Annotated in this window: 20 protein-coding genes; 9 read left to right on the top strand and 11 right to left on the bottom strand. The window is 69.8% G+C overall.

The window, feature by feature from the left end; translation table 11 throughout:
• The first annotated feature begins 8 nt into the window (after positions 1-8).
• Positions 9-452: a DUF4267 domain-containing protein gene (locus AC5W7N_RS26595; RefSeq protein ID WP_163815317.1), complete on the top strand. Its 444-nt coding sequence runs from the start codon at positions 9-11 to the stop codon at positions 450-452.
• 57 nt (positions 453-509) lie between these two features.
• Positions 510-1,169: a hemerythrin domain-containing protein gene (locus AC5W7N_RS26590; RefSeq protein WP_163815319.1), complete on the top strand. Its 660-nt coding sequence runs from the start codon at positions 510-512 to the stop codon at positions 1,167-1,169.
• 86 nt (positions 1,170-1,255) lie between these two features.
• Here AC5W7N_RS26590 and AC5W7N_RS26585 read toward each other — a convergent pair whose 3' ends face one another.
• From AC5W7N_RS26585 to AC5W7N_RS26570, 4 genes are all read right to left on the bottom strand, one after another.
• Positions 1,256-1,537, bottom strand: coding sequence for a hypothetical protein (locus AC5W7N_RS26585; protein ID WP_495922478.1), 282 nt, complete (start codon positions 1,535-1,537; stop codon positions 1,256-1,258).
• A 97-nt stretch (positions 1,538-1,634) separates the two neighbouring features.
• Entirely contained in the window at positions 1,635-2,501 is an 867-nt protein-coding gene (locus tag AC5W7N_RS26580; RefSeq protein WP_163815321.1) for a DMT family transporter, read from the bottom strand.
• A 188-nt stretch (positions 2,502-2,689) separates the two neighbouring features.
• The gene (locus AC5W7N_RS26575) at positions 2,690-4,420 is read right to left on the bottom strand and encodes an FAD-dependent oxidoreductase (RefSeq protein ID WP_495922476.1); all 1,731 of its coding nucleotides are present in this window, start codon (positions 4,418-4,420) and stop codon (positions 2,690-2,692) included.
• A 112-nt stretch (positions 4,421-4,532) separates the two neighbouring features.
• Entirely contained in the window at positions 4,533-4,964 is a 432-nt protein-coding gene (locus AC5W7N_RS26570; RefSeq protein WP_163815325.1) for a nuclear transport factor 2 family protein, read from the bottom strand.
• Positions 4,965-5,057: 93 nt separating this feature from the next.
• On the opposite strand from AC5W7N_RS26570, the gene AC5W7N_RS26565 reads away from it, so the two are divergent.
• Positions 5,058-5,567, top strand: a complete 510-nt coding sequence (locus tag AC5W7N_RS26565; protein ID WP_194990949.1) for a MarR family winged helix-turn-helix transcriptional regulator — start codon at positions 5,058-5,060, stop codon at positions 5,565-5,567.
• 30 nt (positions 5,568-5,597) lie between these two features.
• Here the strand turns inward: AC5W7N_RS26565 and AC5W7N_RS26560 are convergent, their stop codons facing one another.
• Positions 5,598-6,029 (bottom strand): MerR family transcriptional regulator, encoded by a 432-nt coding sequence (locus AC5W7N_RS26560; RefSeq protein WP_228815371.1) that lies wholly within the window; start codon positions 6,027-6,029, stop codon positions 5,598-5,600.
• On the opposite strand from AC5W7N_RS26560, the gene AC5W7N_RS26555 reads away from it, so the two are divergent.
• Positions 6,028-6,723 carry a methyltransferase domain-containing protein gene (locus AC5W7N_RS26555; protein ID WP_495922475.1) on the top strand — a complete coding sequence of 232 codons (696 nt, stop codon included), beginning with the start codon at positions 6,028-6,030 and terminating at the stop codon, positions 6,721-6,723. The two genes, AC5W7N_RS26560 and AC5W7N_RS26555, sit on opposite strands and share 2 nt — an antisense overlap.
• Before the next feature lie 224 nt (positions 6,724-6,947).
• Here the strand turns inward: AC5W7N_RS26555 and AC5W7N_RS26550 are convergent, their stop codons facing one another.
• Positions 6,948-9,191, bottom strand: a complete 2,244-nt coding sequence (locus AC5W7N_RS26550; protein ID WP_495922473.1) for a glycoside hydrolase family 3 C-terminal domain-containing protein — start codon at positions 9,189-9,191, stop codon at positions 6,948-6,950.
• A 115-nt stretch (positions 9,192-9,306) separates the two neighbouring features.
• Here AC5W7N_RS26550 and AC5W7N_RS26545 point away from each other — a divergent pair, with 115 nt between their 5' ends.
• Both AC5W7N_RS26545 and AC5W7N_RS26540 read left to right on the top strand, forming a co-directional pair.
• Positions 9,307-11,019 carry a cation:proton antiporter gene (locus tag AC5W7N_RS26545; RefSeq protein ID WP_490725099.1) on the top strand — a complete coding sequence of 571 codons (1,713 nt, stop codon included), beginning with the start codon at positions 9,307-9,309 and terminating at the stop codon, positions 11,017-11,019.
• 58 nt (positions 11,020-11,077) lie between these two features.
• Positions 11,078-11,740: a GntR family transcriptional regulator gene (locus tag AC5W7N_RS26540; protein ID WP_490725100.1), complete on the top strand. Its 663-nt coding sequence runs from the start codon at positions 11,078-11,080 to the stop codon at positions 11,738-11,740.
• 21 nt (positions 11,741-11,761) lie between these two features.
• Here the strand turns inward: AC5W7N_RS26540 and AC5W7N_RS26535 are convergent, their stop codons facing one another.
• Positions 11,762-12,271, bottom strand: coding sequence for a nucleoside deaminase (locus AC5W7N_RS26535; RefSeq protein ID WP_490725101.1), 510 nt, complete (start codon positions 12,269-12,271; stop codon positions 11,762-11,764).
• 134 nt (positions 12,272-12,405) lie between these two features.
• Here AC5W7N_RS26535 and AC5W7N_RS26530 point away from each other — a divergent pair, with 134 nt between their 5' ends.
• The 3 genes from AC5W7N_RS26530 (at position 12,406) to AC5W7N_RS26520 (ending at position 14,628) form a co-directional block, all read left to right on the top strand.
• Positions 12,406-13,206, top strand: a complete 801-nt coding sequence (locus AC5W7N_RS26530; RefSeq protein WP_495922470.1) for an ankyrin repeat domain-containing protein — start codon at positions 12,406-12,408, stop codon at positions 13,204-13,206.
• Positions 13,207-13,270: 64 nt separating this feature from the next.
• Entirely contained in the window at positions 13,271-14,047 is a 777-nt protein-coding gene (locus AC5W7N_RS26525; protein ID WP_495922468.1) for an SMI1/KNR4 family protein, read from the top strand.
• A 209-nt stretch (positions 14,048-14,256) separates the two neighbouring features.
• Positions 14,257-14,628 carry a hypothetical protein gene (locus AC5W7N_RS26520; protein ID WP_194993018.1) on the top strand — a complete coding sequence of 124 codons (372 nt, stop codon included), beginning with the start codon at positions 14,257-14,259 and terminating at the stop codon, positions 14,626-14,628.
• A gap of 146 nt (positions 14,629-14,774) precedes the next feature.
• Here AC5W7N_RS26520 and AC5W7N_RS26515 read toward each other — a convergent pair whose 3' ends face one another.
• The 4 genes from AC5W7N_RS26515 to AC5W7N_RS26500 form a co-directional block, all read right to left on the bottom strand.
• A complete protein-coding gene (locus tag AC5W7N_RS26515; protein WP_495922460.1) occupies positions 14,775-15,569 on the bottom strand; it encodes a DUF72 domain-containing protein in 795 nt (264 codons plus the stop codon).
• Between the two features lie 40 nt (positions 15,570-15,609).
• Positions 15,610-16,467 carry an NAD-dependent protein deacetylase gene (locus AC5W7N_RS26510; protein ID WP_490725106.1) on the bottom strand — a complete coding sequence of 286 codons (858 nt, stop codon included), beginning with the start codon at positions 16,465-16,467 and terminating at the stop codon, positions 15,610-15,612.
• A 56-nt stretch (positions 16,468-16,523) separates the two neighbouring features.
• The gene (gene gdhA / locus AC5W7N_RS26505; RefSeq protein WP_163815350.1) at positions 16,524-17,873 is read right to left on the bottom strand and encodes an NADP-specific glutamate dehydrogenase; all 1,350 of its coding nucleotides are present in this window, start codon (positions 17,871-17,873) and stop codon (positions 16,524-16,526) included.
• A 168-nt stretch (positions 17,874-18,041) separates the two neighbouring features.
• Complete coding sequence (locus tag AC5W7N_RS26500) at positions 18,042-18,911, bottom strand: NAD(P)-dependent oxidoreductase (RefSeq protein WP_194991598.1); 870 nt, start codon at positions 18,909-18,911, stop codon at positions 18,042-18,044.
• Positions 18,912-19,001: the final 90 nt, after the last annotated feature.

Genomic DNA, 19,001 nt, shown 5'->3' with positions numbered 1-19,001 from the left:
AAACCATCATGACGAAGTATCGCTTGACCACCGTGCTGGCCGTGATCTGCGCGGCCGCGCCCCTGTACTTCGGGCTGAGCTTCCTGCTCGCTCCCGGCAGTGCCCCCGCCGGTTTCGGTATCGAGCCGTGGCCGACCGGCAACGCCGACGGCTATTTCGTCGTCAAGGGTGTGCGCGACCTCGCCATCGCGGCCGTCACCTTCCTGCTGCTCGGCCTCGGCCTGCGGCGCGTTCTCGGCTGGGTGGTGCTGATCCACGCCGCGATCCCGGTCGGTGACGCGCTCGCGGTGGTGTCGCACGGCGGCAGCGTGTCGACGGCGCTGATCGTGCACGGCTCGGCGGTGGTCGTCGTCGCGCTGACGGCGGTCCTGCTGCTGACCGAGCGGACGCGACCGGCAGGCACCGATCCGGTGGCGCGCGGCCGTGTCGCACGTTCCCTCGTCGGCGCCTAGCGCCGCAGGCGCATCGAACCGCAAGCGAACACCACCGATGTTGAAAGGCAGGAACAGATGAGCGTCGACACCCAGGACATGAAGATCGTGCACCGCGCGTTCCGGCGCGAGTCGCGGTTGCTGATGGAGCTCGTGGCGGCGGTCGCCCCTGGTGACACCGCGCGCGCAGCGGTGATCGCCGGCCATTTCCGCGACTATCGGCTGGGACTGAAGAACCATCATGAGGGCGAGGACGAGCTGCTGTGGCCGCCGCTGCTGTCCCGCGTCGATCTGGGCGCCGATGTCATCCTGCGGATGCAGCGACAGCATGAGCGCGTCGAAGCCACCTTGGCGAGCCTGGACAGCGCGGTCCCGGCGTGGGAGGCAACGGCCGGTGCCGATGAACGCGACGCGCTGGTCGCGGTCCTGGCCGATCACCGGGCGGTCTTGGTCGAGCACCTCGACGACGAAGAGACCATGCTGCTTCCGCTCGCGGCCGACCACATCACCGACAAGGAATGGGCGTCGCTGGGTGAGCATTTGGTGGCCAACACACCGAAACCGACTCTGCTCACGCTGTTCGGTCTCGTCCTCGAGGACGCCGACCCGGCCGAACGTGCGCTGCTGCTGGGTGTGCTGCCGGCACCGGTGCGCGTCATCTGGTACGTGATCGGTCGTCCTCGCTACGTCCGCCACATCCGGCGCGTCCGCGGGTTCGCTCGGACTGCGGTGCGATGACCGCGGCGCGACCACCGGCAACGACGGGTTGCCGGTGGTCGTTCGTCGCCACCCAGACCGGGAGGTGTGGCGAACGCCGGGGTGTCTCAGTCGAAGCGGCCCAGGGGTTGGGGCGAGCACCGGAACGCGCCACCGAACAGTCGCGACACCGCGAAGTCCACATACTCGACCGTGATGCCGCGAGCCTGCACGTCGCGGCCGACGCGCTCGAAATTCGGGTCGGTGATATAGGTTTCGGCGTCGATGGCCAGACCGTTGGTGGCCATCCCGGACTCGCCGACGAAAACGTGGTTGCCGTGGACGAGGACTTCGCCACCTTCGAGGAACGGGCCGGCCTCACCGTCGAGCTCCGGTGCCGGGATCGACACATACCGACCACCGCGCAGAGCGCGTCGATCGACAAAAATCGGCAACCGACCGGCAATTGTCGCTGTCCACGGACGGCCACCATGCCCGGCGGCACGATCATCCGGCGTGCTCGGCGGGCACGGCCTCGGCCTGGGCGCGAGAAAGCTGCACGGCCGCAACACACATCACCACCACCGACGCCAGCACCACCACGACGCCAACGGTCCCGGTGTTCAGTGTTTCGTCGAGGACGGTCAGCCCCAGGAACATCGCCGCGAGCGGCTCGGCCACGGTGAACGCCGGCAGCGACGCCGAGAGCGCACCGATCTGATACGCGCGCTGTTGCAGATACAACCCCAGCAGGCCCGCCCCGACCATCGTGTACGGCTCCCAGCTGCGCAACACGGTGGCGATGCCGTCGCCGAACAGTTCGACCACATGCTGGGTCACCGCCGCCGACACACCGAACAACAGCCCCGCCGCCGCCCCCAGCAGCAGCGCCCGCACCGCGGTGGCCCGCACCGCGACCGCGGCCGCCACCGCCGCGGCGACGAGCCCGAGCACCAGCATCAGCGGGCCGAACCAGTGTGACCACGGCGCGTCCCGCACCCCCGGCGACGGATCACCCACCACCAGGAAACACGCCAGCGCGACCGACAGGGCGATCGCCTGTGCCCAGGCCGTCCGCGTCACCGGTCGGTCGTTGTAGCGTGCGGCCAGCGGTAGCGCGAAGATCAACGACGTCACCAGGATCGGCTGCACGACCAGCACCGACCCCAACGCCAGCGCCACGATCTGGAAGACGAACGCGCCGCCGTCCCCGACGATCCCCGCCCACCAGCGAGGACTGCGCGCCAACCCGGCCAGGAAAGCCGCACCCTCGGGCACCTCGGCCGCGGCCCGCTGCTGCGCGACCGCGGCCACCGCGAACCCGAGCGCGGCGAGGAAGGCACACACCACCGCGGCGACGGGGACATTGCTCACCCGCACCAGTGTGCCGCGCCGGGCGTCGGGTCGGCGGGATCGACGCGGTACCGACGGCTGAGCGTTCACGGGCAGCGTCCTCGCGCGGCCCGTTCAGGAGGGGCCGCGCCGACGCGATCCGACGCGACCGGCTCGGTGACCGACGCGACGACGTTGTCGCGAACCGGTCGAGATCGCGTGGTGTGCGGTCAGTTGTCGTGTTCGACCAGCGGCTGGCCGCCGGAGATCTCGACGATCGGCAACCGCAAAGCGGCAGGGGCGGTGGCCGGCACCACCGGAGCGGCCGGTGCGATGGGCGCCAGCCGCCGATACGGTGCGCCTAGTTCGGGCCGTAGATCCGGCTCACCCTTGTTGGGCCACAGGGAGATCGCGCGTTCGGCTTGGGCGGTGATGGTCAGCGACGGGTTGACCCCGAGGTTGGCCGAGATGGTCGAGCCGTCGATGACGTGCAGGCCGGGATGGCCGTAGAGGCGGTGGTACGGGTCGACGACGCCGGTGGCGGGGGAGTCGCCGATGGCGCAGCCGCCGATGAAATGGCCGGTCGCCGGGATATTGACGATGCTGCTGGTGGCGCCGGTGGGGAAGCCGTCGATCTTGTCGGCGACGCGTTCGGCGACCTCGTGGCCGATCGGGATCCAGGTGGGATTGGGTTCGCCTTCGCCCTGTTTGGTCGTCATCTTGCGGCCGAACACGCCTCGGGTGGTGTAGGTGGTGATGGAGTTGTCCACCGACTGCATCACCAGCAGCCCGATCATCTGCTCGGACCAGCGGTGCGGATTGTGCATGTGCAGCAGGTCGCGGCGATTGCGCCGCAGCTGATGCAGGTACTGGCGCCAGCGTGGGCGCACGCCGTCGTCGCCGACCATCGCGGTGGTGATCAGCGCCAGCGCATTACTGCCTTTGCCGTAGCGCACCGGTTCGATATGGGTGTGCTCGTCGGGATGGATCGAGGAGGTGATCGCGACGCCCTTGGTGAAATCGGCGTCGCGGCGGCGGCTGCGCACCGACAGCAGCTCCTCGGAATTGGTGCGCGACAGATAGCCGAGCCGCGGCGAGATGTGGGGCAGCGAGCCGCGATCCCGCAGCCGGTGCAGCAGTTTCTGGGTGCCGAGCGCGGCCGCGGAGAACACCACCTGTTCGGCGGTGAACACGCGCGCTCCCGTGCGAGCCCAGCGTCCGGTGCGGCGGGTGTGCACCTCGTAGCCGCCGCCGGGGCGGGGCCGCACATCCACCACCGTGGTCAGCGGATGCACGCGCGCACCCGCCCGCTCGGCCAGATACAGGTAGTTCTTGACCAGGGTGTTCTTGGCGTTGTGGCGGCATCCGGTCATGCATTCGCCGCAGTGGGTGCAGGTGCGCCGCGCGGGGCCGACACCACCGAAGAACGGGTCGGGCACCTCCTGGCCGGGCCGGGCCCCGGCGCCGCCGAACAGCACACCCACCGGGGTCTGGCGGTAGGTGTCGCCGACGCCGAGTTCGTCGGCGACTTCACGCAGGATCCGGTCACTGGGGGTGGTGGCCGGGTTGGTGGTGACGCCGAGCATGCGTTTGGCCTGGTCGTAGTGCGGTGCCAGTTCGGCGCGCCAGTCGGTGATACCGGCCCACTGCTTGTCGGCGTAGAACGCCGCAGGCGGCTCGTAGAGGGTGTTGGCGTACACCAGCGAGCCGCCGCCGACACCGGCGCCGCTCATGATGAAGGTGTTCTTCAGCAACGTCAGCCGCTGGATGCCGAAGCAGCCCAGCCGTGGCGCCCACAAGAATTGCCGTGCCCGCCACGACGTCGCGGCGAATTCGTCGTCGGCGAAGCGGCGTCCGGCCTCGAGCACGCCGACCCGGTAGCCCTTCTCGGTCAGCCGGAGCGCGGACACGCTGCCGCCGAATCCCGAACCGATCACCAGCACGTCGTAGTCGAACGCCATCTGCCTGTGTCCTCCATCACCGTTGACCTGTTGTTCGAGCGTAGAGCGGTGCGCGACGCCGACAGCAACGACTGGCGGCCACAAAATCGAGATATTCGGCCAGTCGGGCGGGTTACAGGGTGCGTGGCAGCGCGTCGGTCAGCGCGACCGGGGTGATGTCGAGTGCGTCGAAGCGCCAGCCCGCCGAGGTGCGGCGAGCTCGGTAGCGGCCGATACCGGCCGCGACGGCCGCGGTGCTGTCGTCGATGACGAAGACGGCCACGTCGTGCGCGCGCACAGTCGCGGTGTCGCCGTCGATCTCGATGACGAGGTTGGACTTGTTGTGCAGGGTGCGCGTGTAGGTGTCGTGCCCTGCGCGGGCGAGAGCTTCGAGGGCGTCGATGCCCTTGGCTTGCCCGCGAATGGAGCGCACCACGACGTCGTCGGTGAAGATGCGGTCGGTGTCGGCCAAGCCCTCGTCGATCCAGAGGCTGTGACGGGCAACGAGATCGGCCAGCTCGGCGCGGTCGGCGAGGGTACGGATCAGGGATTCGGTGGGGGTCATGGGAACTCCTACAATCTGTTCGGAGCACTAACGTTAGTGCCGCGAATGAATGTAGGTCGTTAGTGGCACTAACGCAAGGGGTAGGCTCGGTGCATGGACACCGATGAGGAGATGCGCTTCGACCGCGGCGAGTCCACTCCGGCGCGGCTGAAAAAGCAGCTCTCACGCCTGACCTCGATGACGGCGGCCCAGATGACGCGCCTGTCGCGCGAGGCGTTACGGGCCACGGGGGCGCGCAAGGATCACTTCGTGGTGCTGGCCGCGCTCGCCGAATTCGGGCCGGCGAGCCAGGCGACGCTGTCGGAGCGAACCAGCGTCTACAAGAGTGACCTCGTCTCGGTACTCAACGACCTCGAAGAGGGCCGATGGGTGCGCCGCGCCCCGGACCCGGCCGATAAACGCCGCAACGTCATCACCATCACCGCAGCCGGCGAACAACGCCTCGCCGAACTCGACCGCGTCCTCGACACGGTCAACGAACAGATCATGACCCCACTCGATCACGAGGAACGCGCACAGCTGTTCGCGCTGCTGGGGCGAGTCAACGCCCACCTCGCCGCAACCGCACGCACAGCCGATGCCCTGGGCGGGCACATCACCTAGCGGGGCCCTCCCGCGCGGCGACCATGCCGGTCATCGGCCTCGGGTCGACTCGGCTGCGAGGTGGGCCCGGTAGTTCGGGCAGGTCGTGATGTCCTCGTGCGAGCAGTTCATGCCGGCTTCGAGCAGATCCAGCGCCGAACGCAGTGCCGCCATCCTGGCCTGCAGCGCACGGTGGTTGCGCTGCAGCACGTCCTTGCGGGCGGCCGGGTCCGCGGCGGCGAGGAACGCCCGGATGTCCTCGAGCGGCAGGCCGGCCCGCTTCGCGATCATGATCGACGCCACCCGGACGAGGTCGTCGTCGGTGTAGCGGCGGCGGTCGCCGGCGACGCGGGCCGGATGCAGCAGGCCGACCGACTCCCAGTGCCGCAGAACGTGTGTCGGCAGGCCGAAGCGGTCGGCGACCTGGCCGATCGTCAGCACACTTGACTTCATGTCGACATTAAGTCGAATTATGGCGGGCATGTCCACTCTTCTTGATGTCCTCGACGCCATCGATGCCCAGCCGATGTCTGTGGAACTGCGCGCACGTTCCTACGCATTGCTCGGCGATCTCACCGGCCGGACCGTGGTCGACGTCGGCTGCGGCGGTGGCCGCGCGGTCGCCGAACTGGCCGAGCGTGGGTGCCACGCCGTCGGGATCGATACCGACCCCGAGATGATCGCCGTGGCCCGCGAGCGCTGGCCGGCCGGGGAGTTCCACGTCGGCGATGCCTGCGAACTGCCGTTGGCCACCGGGTCGGTGGCCGGCTACCGCGCGGACAAGGTGTTGCACACGGTCGACGACCCGGTGCGCGCCGTCGCCGAGGCCCACCGGGTGCTCGCTCCGGGCGGGCGGGCCGTGCTGCTCGGCCAGGACTGGGACACGGTGGTCATCGACTCCGACCAGCCGGAGACCACCCGGCGGCTGGTCCACGCGAAGGCGGACTCGCTGCCGTCGCCGCGCATCGCCCGCCGCTACCGCAACCTGCTGCTCGACGCCGGTTTCAGCGACGCGGTCGTCGAGGTGCGCACCAGCGTGTTCACCGACGACACCGCACTCGCCCTGGTGCGTCGCATCACCGATGAGCAGAGCTGGCTCGCCGAGCAAGCCGAGCGCGCCCGCACGAACCGGATCTTCGTCGCGGTGCCGATGTTCGTCGTCGCGGCGCGGAAATAGCGACCTGCTGACTGCGCCGGCCCCGAGACCGCGGCGGTGACCCGTCGAAGCCGGCCACCTTCTCCCGGCGGCGTGCGCGGCGGTCACAGAGCCCCTCGTGCAGCTCGGCTCTGGCCGGCGTCGCGGGACGACGCGACGGCTCACGGTCGGCTCCGGCCGGCGCCGCGGGACGACGCGACGGCTCACGGTCGGCTCCGGCCGGCGCCGCGGGACGGCGCGACGGCTCACGGTCGGCTGTGGTCGTCGGTGGCCGACAGCAGGGCATCGAGGTCGGCGGGGGACATGCCGAAGCCGGTGAGCCGGTCCAGCGGGATGGAGGCGAGCATGCGCATCATGTCGACGCCGAGGGCTTGACCGTCACCGTCACCGCCGCCGGTCATCGCCGCGAACATCTGTGACAGCACCGCTGCCGCGGCCGGGTTCGCCAGCACCTCGCCGAGGGTGGACTGCCGGGTGATCGGCAGGCGCAGCTCGTCGCCGGGCACCTCGACGTCGGCGGTGGCGCGGATATCGCGGCTGGACGCACCGGCCATCACCCGGTAGGTGCCGCCTTCCACCACCCACGCCTCGGTGCGGGTCTCCCAGTAGGCCAGAGCCTCGCGCTCGATCGGAATCGAGACCCGCTGGCTCGCACCGGGTTCCAGCTCACCGGTGACCGCATGGCCCCCGAGCTCGCGCGGCGGACGGGTAACCGCCGATTCGGGCAGCGCGGTGTAGATCTGCACGACCTCACGGCCGCGCCGGTCACCGGTATTGGTGATGGTGACCTCCACGGTGAGCCCGCTCGCGCTCGACTCGACCGCCAGGTCCGAGTAGGTGAAGCTGGTGTAGGACAGGCCGTGTCCGAACGGGAAACTCACCGCCATCTCGCGCGCGTCATACCAGCGGTAGCCGACGAAAATACCTTCGCCGTACCGGATGTGGGAGTTCTCGCCGGGGAAGTTCAGATACGCGGGCACATCCTGAAGCCGCAGCGGCACCGTCTCGGTGAGCCGGCCCGAGGGATTGACCCGCCCGAACAGCACATCCGCGAGCGCGCCGCCCGCGGCCTGACCGAGCAGCGCGCCGTCGACGATGGCCGGCGCGAGCTCGACCACCGGCGCCAACCGCAGCACCCCACCGTGGGAGAGCACCACCACGGTCTTCGGCTGAACCGCCACGACCTCGGCCAGCAGGGCGAGCTGGTCGGCGGGCAGCTCGATATCCTCGCGGTCGAAGCCCTCCGATTCCTGGCCCGCGCCCAACCCGAGAAACACCACCGCCACCTCGGCCGCACGCGCCGCGGCGACGGCCTCCGCCACCAGCACCGGATCGGGTGTGCTGGTGTCGGTGCGGAACCCGCGCGCATACCGCACCTGCCCGGGCTCGGCCGCGGCAGCGATCTCCTCGAGCGGCACATCCACACGGGTCGGATTCACATGCGAACTGCCGCCACCCTGGTAGCGCGGGGTCTGCGCGAACTCGCCGATCACCGCCAGCGGCTGCCCGGCACGCAACGGCAGCAGCTCATCGTCATTGCGCAACAACACCACACAACGTGCGGCGACCTCACGAGCCAGCCGATGATGTGCGTCCGGATCCGGCGCCGCCGGGGCAGCAGCCCGCCCGGCGAGCACCTTCGCCGCCAACTCGGCCACTTTCTGCGCGGCCCGATCGACCGCGGCAACCTCGAGCGCACCGGATTCGACCGCTGCCACCACCTGCGCGTCCGGGTCGCCGCCACCGCCGGGCATCTGCAGATCCAGGCCCGCGGCGACGGAGGCGACCCGGTCCGACACCGCACCCCAGTCGCTGACAACCAGCCCGTCGAAACCCCAGGTATCGCGCAGCACGTCGGTGAGCAGCCACCGGTTCTGCGCGGCGTAGACGCCGTTGATCCGGTTGTAGGAACACATCACCGTCCACGGCTGCGCGGTGCGCACGATATGGGCGAAGGCTCGCAGATAGATCTCCCGCAACGGCCGTGCGTCCACATCCGAGCTCGATCGCATCCGATCGTGTTCGGCATTGTTGACCGCGAAATGTTTGAGCGAGGCGCCCACCCCCTGGCTCTGCACACCCCGCACCCACGCCGCACCCAGCACACCGGTGAGCAGCGGGTCCTCGGAGTAGTACTCGAACACCCGCCCGCAGCGCGGATCCCGTTTGATGTTGATCCCCGGCCCCAGCAGCACGTCCACCTCGAGGGCGCGCGCCTCCCGGCCCAGCGCTTCGCCGACCCGGCGCACCAGAGCCACATCCCAGCTCTGCCCGAGCCCGGCCGCTGGCGGGAAACAGGTGGCGGGCCTGCTCGCGGCCAGCCCCAGATGGTCGGTGGCGCCGGTCTGCCTGCGCACCCCGTGCGGGCCGTCGGTCAGCAGCATCGACGGCACCGGGCCCACCGCCTTGGTGGTCCAGAAATCCGCGCCGCTGCCGAGGGCGGCCTTCTCGGCCAAGGACAGTTCGCTGATACCCGTAGTTGCCGTCATCGTCAGCTCCGATCGGTCGCCGCGGTCAGGGAAACGCTGCACCGCCATCGAATCACGGCCGCCGCCCGCGTCGTACGGTGCTACCGGGACACGCCGTCAGCGCTGAGGAGGGTTCGTGGAGATCACCCTGGTCGTGGTCGTCGGCATCATCGCCATCGTGGTGGTCGCGGCGTTCTCCGACACGCTCGGCGTGGCCGCGCCGCTGAGCCTGGCGGTGGTCGGTATCGCGCTCAGTTTCGTGCCGGGCATTCCGCATCCGCAGGTCGAACCCGAGCTCATCTTGTCCGGTGTGCTGCCGCCGCTGCTGTATTCGGCGGCGGTGAACATGCCTGCGGTCGATTTTCGCCGCAACCTCAAACCCATCACCGGCCTTGCGGTGCTGCTGGTCGTGGTCACCACCCTCGGCACGGGCTGGTTGTTTCATCAGCTGCTGCCCGATATCGGCTGGCCGGCGGCGTTCGCGCTCGGCGCGGTGATCAGCCCGACCGATCCGATCGCGGCGACCTCGGTGGGCCGACGGCTCGGGTTGCCGTCGCGGTTGCTGACGATGCTGGAGGGGGAGGGGCTGGTCAACGACGCGACCGCACTGGTGCTGCTGCGCTCGGCGGTGGCCGCGCTGGCGGCGACGGTGTCGCTGTGGCAGGTGCTCGGCGATTTCGTCCTCGCGGTCGTGGTCGCGGTGATCGCCGGACTGCTGGTCGGTTGGCTCGGGGTGCGGGCGCGGGCCATGCTCGACGATCCGGTGGCCACCACGGCGGTGTCGTTCGTGATCCCGTTTCTGGCCTATCTGCCGGCCGAGGAATTCCATGGCTCGGGCGTGCTCGCCGTCGTCGTTGCCGGGTTGGTCAGCGGGCACCTGAGCCCACGCCGTCTCAGCGCCCAGGACCGCCTCGTCGACGCCACCAACTGGCGCACCGTCGCCTTCCTGCTGGAAAGTGCGATCTTTCTGCTCATGGGCCTGAGCCTGTCCGGCCTGATCGACGATGTGCGCGGCGAACAGCTCAGCGCCGCGCAAGCTTTCGGTATCGGGCTGCTGGCCGCGCTGGTGGTGATGGTGATCCGCGCGGTGTTCATCATGCCGCTGGTGGCCTTTCTCCGGCTGGACCAGCGCCGCGCCGCCGAAGTCAAACCGCGCCTCGAGCAGATCAGCGCGCGCATCGCCGACACCGGCCTGCCGCCGGAGAGCAAACGCCTGCAGATGATGCTGCGCCGCTTCGGCAAGGTCTCGGCCACGGTCGACTTCCGGCTCACCGAAACCGTCGGTGCCCGCGGCGGAGCGGTCCTGGCCTGGTCCGGGATGCGTGGCGCGGTCACCGTCGCGGCGGCGCAAACCCTGCCCGCGCAGACCCCGATGCGGTCGGAGCTGGTGCTGATCGCGTTCGTCGTCGCGACCACCACGCTGCTGGTGCAGGGCCTGAGCCTGCCCGCGGTGATCCGCCTCGTCCGCGTACCCGGCGACGATCCGGTGCGGTTGCGCGACGACTTCGCCGAGTTGCGGACGCTGCTGTCCGAGGCCGCCGAACACGTCCTCGACACTCCCGGTCTCGCCGACGACGACGGCAACCCATTCCCGGACGCACTGGTGGGAATGGTTCGCGACGACACCGTCCGGAAGGGCTCGGCCGCGCAGGCGGATCTGCCTGCCGACGGTCCCGACCCGCGCGAACAGTACCGGCAGCTGCGGCTGCGGGTACTGGGTGCGCAGCGGACGGCGCTGCTGCGCGCCCGTGACGGCGAACGTTTCGGCGCCAAGGCGCTGGCCCGCTGCCAGTACATGCTCGACTTCGACGAAGCCCGCCTGCAGCAGCTGGGACGTCCCGGGCGTTGACCCACCCCCGACGCAGGTGGGATACCAAATGTGGGCGAGGGGATGCGAGAATGCGGTGATGAGTGCGTCGGCTGGGTTCGCCTCCGAATCCGAACGGGTCACCCGGATCCTGCGGGATCAGATCCTCGACGGTGTGCGGGCACCAGGATCCAAGTTGGTCGAACGCGAACTCGCGGCCGAACTCGGTGTCTCCCGGCTGCCCGTGCGGGAAGCACTCAAAGCGCTGGTGACAGAGGGATTGGTGACGGCGCGCCCGCGCAGTTGGGCCGTGGTGCGCCAGTTCAGCGCCACCGATATCGCCGACTTGATCGAAGTGCGCTCGGCGTTCGAAGTGCTGGCCTTCCGGCTCGCCGCGCAACGCGCCACCCGCGCCGGGCTCGACGAACTGCGCCGCGATCTCGACGCCGAATGGGATGCCGCCCGCGCCGGTGATGCCGTCACCGCGCGCCGGGCGGCCGCCGATTTCCACGAAACCGTCATCCGGCTCACGGGCAACGAACTGCTCGGCGAACTGCAGGCCGGGCTGCGCAGCCGGATGCGCTGGCTGCTGGGCCGCCACGACGATCTGACCACCGTGGCCCGCGAACACCAGCAGCTCTTCGACGCCATCGCCAACCGTGATCTGGCCCGCGTCGAGGCGTTGGCCGCCGCCCACATCGACACCAGCCGCGCCCTCGCCGCGCAACGCGACGCCGCCGATATCCGCGACGGCGCGGACTGACACCGGCCCGCGCGACCGCGGTCAGCCGCGCAGCCGTGCGGCCATGTGCTGGTGCAGCTCCTTGATCTCGGCTTCGAGGCCGGGTTCCGGCCCCGCGACCGGCACCGTCGGCGCGACGGCGGTGATGGGGAGCGCGGCCACCGGCCCGGGTGGCAGACCCCATTCGCGCTGCCAGCGGCCGAGCTGTTCGGAGCCGACCGCGTACACGATGCGACCGAGACCGGCCCAGGCGTGCGCGGCACTGCACATCGGGCAGTGTTCGCCGGAGGTGTAGATGACGGCGCTCGCGCGCTGTTCGGGCGGCAGGTGGATCCCGGCCCAGCGGGCGATCTCGAACTCCGGATGCTGGGTCGGTTCCCCGGTGACGATGCGGTTGCGGGCTTCGAACCGGATCGCGCCCTCGGCGTCGACCAGGATCGACCCGAACGGCTCGTCACCGTCCTGGAGCGCGGTACGGGCCAGGTCGACGCATCGGCGCAGATGCTGCCGGTCCTGATCGGTGATCTGGTAGCCCTCGCCTGATTGGCTCATATCCCCACGATACCAACTCTGGTATACCAACAAGTCGCCTCCTTGGTGTCGGTAACCACAGTTCCGGTCTTCATCTGGACAAACTCCCGCAACGAGTCGACCATCGTTGGTATACCAAATCTGAGGAGTCGGCGATGACCCGCAACCATTCGAGCAGACGACGTTCGCTGCCGGCGAGCGTCACCCTCGCGGCGTCGGCGGCGATCCTGACGGCTACCGTGGCGTGCACCGCTGACCCGGCGCCCACGCAGACCTCGGTCTCGACTCCCGTGCCCGCATCCGCCGGCGCACCGGCCTCGATCGAACCGAACCCGGGCACCGCCCCGGCGACCCCGCCGCACGACCCGGCCCTCGACGACGATCTGTTCGCCGCGGCCGCCGCCGATGCCGCGGCCCGAGTGCGCGAGCTGCTGGCCCGCGGCGCCGATATCGAAGCCCGCGGACCACACGAGCGCACGCCCCTGATCGAGGCCACCAAGAACCGTGCCACCGACGCCGCCCGCGCACTCATCGAGGCCGGGGCCGACGTGAACGCCGTGGACGCCCTGCAGGATTCGGCCTACCTGTATGCCGGCGCCGAAGGAATCGACTCCATCCTCGACCTCACCCTCGCTCATGGCGCCGACCTGACCAGCGTCAACCGCTACGGCGGCACGGCGCTCATCCCGGCCGCCGAACACGGTTCGGTCACCACGGTGCGCAGGCTCATCGAGGCCGGCGTGGCGGTGAACCACGTCAACACCCCGGGCTGGACCGCGCTACAGGAAGCGATCGTCTACGGCGACGGCAGCACCCGCTACCAGCAGGTCGTCACCGATCTGCTCGCCGCGGGCGCCGATCCGAACATCCGGGACAGCGACGGCAACACCGCCCTCGACAACGCGCTCGCGCGCGGACAGGCCGAGATCGCCGCCCTGCTCCGCGCCGACAGCTGACAACTCACAGCCCGGAGGCAGGCGCGATGCGCGAATCACGCAGTGCGCCGGTAGTTTCGGCGTCATGCATCCGCTGCTCACCCGACTCGACCGATGGCTCATGCTCAACCGCCCCGCCTATCGAGCCGGGTTGCGGCCCGGCGCGTCCGCGGACGCCATCGATGCCCTCGCCGCCCGGTTCGAGGGCCGGTTCCCGCCGCTGCTGCGTGAACTCCTCGGCTGGCACGACGGTGAAGGCGCCGACCATCGCGGCGCACTGCTGGGTACGTGGTCGCTGATGTCCACCGACAGTATCGAGTCCACCCTGGCAGATATGGCGTGGTTGGTCGACAACGACGACATGGCCGAGTGGTGGGGCCCGGACTGGATCCCGTTCCTGGACAACGGCTGGGGCGATTGCGTCTGCGTCGATCTCGCCGGCGCCTTCGATGGCGTTGCCGGCCAGATCGTCGAGTTCAGCCACGACAGCGAATACCGCTCTATCACCCATCCCGGGCTGGAAGCCTGGCTGTTCACGATCGTGCGGGGATTCGAAGACGGCACTTTCGCACTCGACTGCCACGCCGGCGTCGACCGCTGGGATCCGGTCGACGCCGCCGCCTATCGAGCGTTCATCGGCGAACACTATCCGGGTTACCCCGTCACCGTGCGCGTCGGCGACGACGAACCCGAACCCGAACTCGATTCAGGCCCGGCCTCGCACGTTCCACCGCTGCCCGCGCTCGACCTGGACCGCATACGCGGAAATCTGCGTGCCGCCGGGCTCGGCGACGTCGTGGTCGACACCGCCTTCGACCTACTGCCGCGCACCGATACCGGACGCCGGCCGCCATCGAGCTGAGCACGCTCGTCGCCGCCGACCGCGCACCACGGGTGCGGTTGCTCGCCGAGCGAGTAAAGCTGCCCGATCCGCGCGCTCACCGGCGTACCCGCTGCTGTCGTCGTGCGTCCGGGCGCCGCCGCCGACAGCATGCCTGTCGCCCGACGAGACCGAGATCGCCCCGCACGGGTGAGCTGTTTGCCCGGCCGGTGTCCGGGCATCCGGCGCATATGGCTACAGAAACCGGACCAGGCGACACCTTGGGCCCCACCGAGAGCCTCGACTCCGACGAGGTGCGCAACGACGACGGTGACATCGTGGTCGACCCGCCCGAGGACTGGACCGGCGCCGACAAGTTCGGCATGACACCCGCCGAACAGCGCGCCGGCGAATCACTCGGACAACGGCTGGCCGAAGAAGAACCCGACCTGGGCGCCACCGAGCCGGGCGAACCCACCGCCGGGCAACCCGGCACCATCGACGAAGGCGACGACATCGACCAGCTGCCCGCCGACGACAGCGACGAAACCTTCGGCGAACACCGCGGACAAATCGACGGCGCCCCCGAGGACGGAGAGTCGTTCTTCCCTACCGAAGACTGACGACCCGCTGCACGCCCGACCGGGGGACGGTGCAGCCCGGCCGGGCGTCGGCGGCACCGGGACGAGACGTCGGCTGCATCTGTCGGTCGGCTGTGTCTGCGCGCGTTCAGCCCGGTCGGCCGACCACCCCGGTTGAAGCGTTGCGGTCACGCCCCGCCGACGGCAGGTGGTGCGGTCGCGGGCCGGATATCCGGTGTGCGGGTGACCTCGGCGCCCAGCGCGGCCGCCGAACGCGCGAAAACGGTTGCGTCGTAGATCGCCGCACCGCCCGGGTCGTTGTTGAAATACACCTCCACCTCAGCCGCCCGCGGCCAGGTCTCGGTGAGGCGGCGCGCCCACTCGGCCAGGGTGCCGGGGTGATAGCGCGGCCATGGCTCGGCGGTGCCGTGGTGCAGGCGCAGATAGCCCCAATCGGTGGTGCGCCACAGCGGTGTGACCGCCTGCTCGCCCGCATCCGCCCAGCACAGCGCCGCGCCCTGACGTTCGAGGACCTGCCTGGTCTCCTCGGTCCACCAGGACTCGTGGCGCGGTTCGACCGCCACCCGCGTGCCATCCGGAAAACACCGCAGACACGCCTCCAGCAGCGTGGGATCGGCGCGCAAGGTCGGCGGCAGTTGCAGCAGGATCGGTCCGAGGCGCTCACCCAGGCTCGCGGCCCGGCCCATCAGCCGCGCCACCGGTTCCTCGGGCTCGCGCAGCCGTTTGATGTGGGTGAGGAACCGGCTGGCCTTGACCGCGATCCGGAACCCCGCCGGAGTGCGTACCCGCCAGGAGGCGAAGGTCTCGGCGCTGGGTAGCCGGTAGAACGCATTGTTGAGCTCGACGGTGGCGAAGGACCGCGCGTACTGCTCGAGCCACAGCCGTTGCGGCACCCCCTGCGGATACAGCACCCCGCGCCAGTCGCGGTACTGCCACCCGGAGGTGCCCACCAACAACGTCATACCCGGGGCGTACCCGCTCACCGGCCGGTGACGCAGCCGCTCAGGCCACCGCGACCCGCGCCGCGAGGTGGTCGGCCAGCGCGCTCAGCGTCGGCGAACATCCGGCATCGACGGTGTGGGTGGCCAGTTCGTCGCCGCGGGTGCGCCCACGATTGACGATGATCACCGGCGTCCCCGATTTCGCGGCGTGGCGCACGAACCGCAGCCCCGACATCACCGTCAGCGACGAACCGGCCACCAGCAGCACCTCGGCGTCGTCGACCACGTCATAGGCCGCGCGCACCCGCTGCTTGGGCACGTTCTCCCCGAAATAGACGATGTCGGGTTTGAGGATGCCGCCGCATCGCACACAATCCACCATGCGGAACGCGGCGGTATCGGCGATCACCGCGTCGGCGTCGGGCGCCACCTCCACACCGGTGGCGTCGGCGGCGTCGGCGAACCCCGGATTGGCGGCCTCGAGCCGATCCGCCAGCGACATCCGCGACACCAGATGATCACAGCTCAGGCAGCGCACCCGCGCGTAGGTGCCGTGCAGGTCGATCACCCGGCGATGGCCGGCCTTGGTGTGCAGCAGGTCGACGTTCTGGGTGATCAACCCGCTCACCACACCGAGGCGTTCGAGCCGGGCCAGCGCGCGATGGCCGGGGTTGGGGCGCGCGGCGTCCATGCGCCGCCAGCCCACATGATTGCGCGCCCAATACCGTTGCCGGAACGCGGCGTCGCCGATGAACTGCTGGAAGGTCATCGGGGTGCGGGGCGGGGAGCCGGGGCCGCGGTAGTCCGGGATCCCGCTGTCGGTGGACATCCCGGCCCCGGTCAGCACCGCGACCCGGCGCCCGGTGATCATCTGCGCGAGCCGCTCGATCTCGGCCCGCCCGGCGGTGTGATCGGGCATGCACCCAGGGTACGGACCCACCGCCGAGCCCTTGGCGCCCGCGGCCGAGACGGCGCTCAGATCACCCCGAGCGCCAGCATCGCATCGGCGACCTGGATGAAACCGCCGATATTCGCACCGGCCACATAGTTGCCCGGCATGCCGTATTCGTCGGCGGTGGCCAGGCAGCGGTCATGGATGCCGCGCATGATCTCGGCCAACCGCTGCTCGGTGTGTTCGAAACTCCAGGAATCGCGCGAGGCGTTCTGCTGCATCTCCAGCGCACTGGTGGCCACCCCGCCCGCGTTCGCGGCTTTCCCCGGCGCGAAGGTCACCCCGGCCGCGCCGAACAGTTTCACCGCCTCCGGCGTGCACGGCATATTGGCGCCCTCGGCGACGATATGGCAGCCGTTGGCGATGAGCTTGCCCGCGGCGACACCGTCGAGTTCGTTCTGGGTGGCGCACGGCAACGCGATATCGCAGGGCACCTCCCACAGCGAGCCGCCGGCCACGAAACGCGCCGCACCCGGCCTGGCCTCGGCGTAATCGGCGATCCTGGCCCGGCGTACCTCCTTGATCTCCTTGAGCAACTCCAAGTCGATGCCGTGCTCGTCGACGACATAGCCACTCGAATCCGAGCACGCCACCACGATGCCGCCCAGTTCGTGGATCTTCTCGATGGCATAGATCGCGACATTGCCCGATCCCGACACCACCACCCGCTGCCCCTCCAGCGAACGGCCGGCCGCGGCCAGGATCTCGTTGACGAAGAACACCGCGCCGTACCCGGTGGCTTCCCGCCGGACCTGGGATCCGCCCCAGGTCAAGCCTTTTCCGGTGAGCACACCGGACTCGTAGCGGTTGGTGATGCGCTTGTATTGGCCGAACAGGTAACCGATTTCGCGACCACCAACGCCGGTGTCGCCGGCGGGGACGTCGGTGTGCTCACCGAGGTGGCGGTACAGCTCGGTCATGAACGCCTGACAGAACCGCATCACCTCGCCCTCGGAACGGCCCTTCGGGTCGAAATCCGAACCGCCCTTACCGCCGCCGATGGGCAGCCCCGTCAGCGAGTTCTTGAAGATCTGCTCGAAGCCGAGGAACTTCACGATCCCCAGATACACCGACGGATGAAACCGCAACCCGCCCTTGTAGGGGCCGAGCGCGGAGTTGAACTCGACCCGGAACCCGCGGTTGATCTGTACCGCGCCGGAATCGTCGACCCACGGCACCCGGAAGATGATCTGGCGTTCGGGTTCACACAGCCGGCGGATCACCGCGGCGTCGGCATAGTGCGGATGCTTGGCGACCACGGGGCCGAGGCTGTCGAGTACCTCGTGCACAGCCTGATGGAACTCGGTTTCGCCGGGGTTGCGGCGCAACACCTCGTCGTAGATGTCGCTCAGCTTCGCGTCCAGGACAGCCACCCGCGGACTCCTTGTCGTCGTCGTTGCCTGCTCGGCCGGACCCTCCGGTCACCGCCGGATACGACCGGCCGAACCTCACACGCTAACCGCACCGGCGGTGAGGCCCGGACCACACGTCCCGGTCAGCCGCCAACGGCCGCCGCGCGGGCCCGTCGCCCGGGGCCGGGGTCAGGCGATTTCTTCGACCGTGCGCTCGAAGGCCAGTGCGCCATTGCCCTCGGCGATCTGACGGTCGAGCAGATGCTGCATCGGCGCCAGGAAATCGGGGGCGGCGCCGGCATCGCGGGTGGCACGCACGATCGCGTCGATGGCGGACTTGTGGAATGCGATGCCCTGCACGCCATCGCGGTAATCGCCGGTGTCGATGAGTTTTCCGTAGTCGGGCAGCAGCTGCGCCATCGCCGCCACCCACGCGGCCGCGCGTTCGGCGTAGGCCTGGGCCGACACACCGACCGAGCGCGTCATCGCCACACCGTTGAAGAAGCCGCCGAACATCCCGTACATCGCCGCCAGCAGCGCGAAGTCCAGGGTCGAGGCCAGCCCGGCGTCGGTACCGAAGTATTCGGCCGAGGCCAGCAGTTCCAGCATCGCGCGGTGCTCGTCGAAGACCGTCTGTGCGCCGCTGTAGAGGATGGACGCGCCGGGCTGCCCGATCATCGGCGGGACGGCCATGATGCCGCCGTCGAGGTAGTCGATGCCGCGGGCGGCGGCCCACTCGGCCGACGCCCGCGACTCCTCGGGCGTCGTGCTGGTCAGATTGATCACCGCGCGACCGGACAGCTGTTCGGCCACCGGGTCGAGGGTGGTGTGCACCGAGGCGTGGTCGAGCAGCAGCACGATGATCACCGGACTCGCGGCAACCGCGTCGGTGAGCGCGGCGGCACTGCTCGCACCGGCGGCGACGAGCTCGCCGTCCTTGCCGGGCGTGCGGTTCCAGACCGTCACGGACCGGCCACCTTTGAGCAACGTGGCGGCGAAGGCTCGGCCCATGGCGCCGAGGCCGAGGACGGTGACCGGTGCGGGGGTGGTGTCGGGCATGGAAGACATCTCCTGGGTTCGGTAGCGCGCCGATGCGCGCCGCATGCCCCAACACTGCGGTGTACCGGAAGACCCGACAAGTACCTACTA

It is taken from the genome of Nocardia sp. CDC519, assembly GCF_059509835.1.
This window is presented reverse-complemented; position numbering and strand designations above follow the sequence as displayed.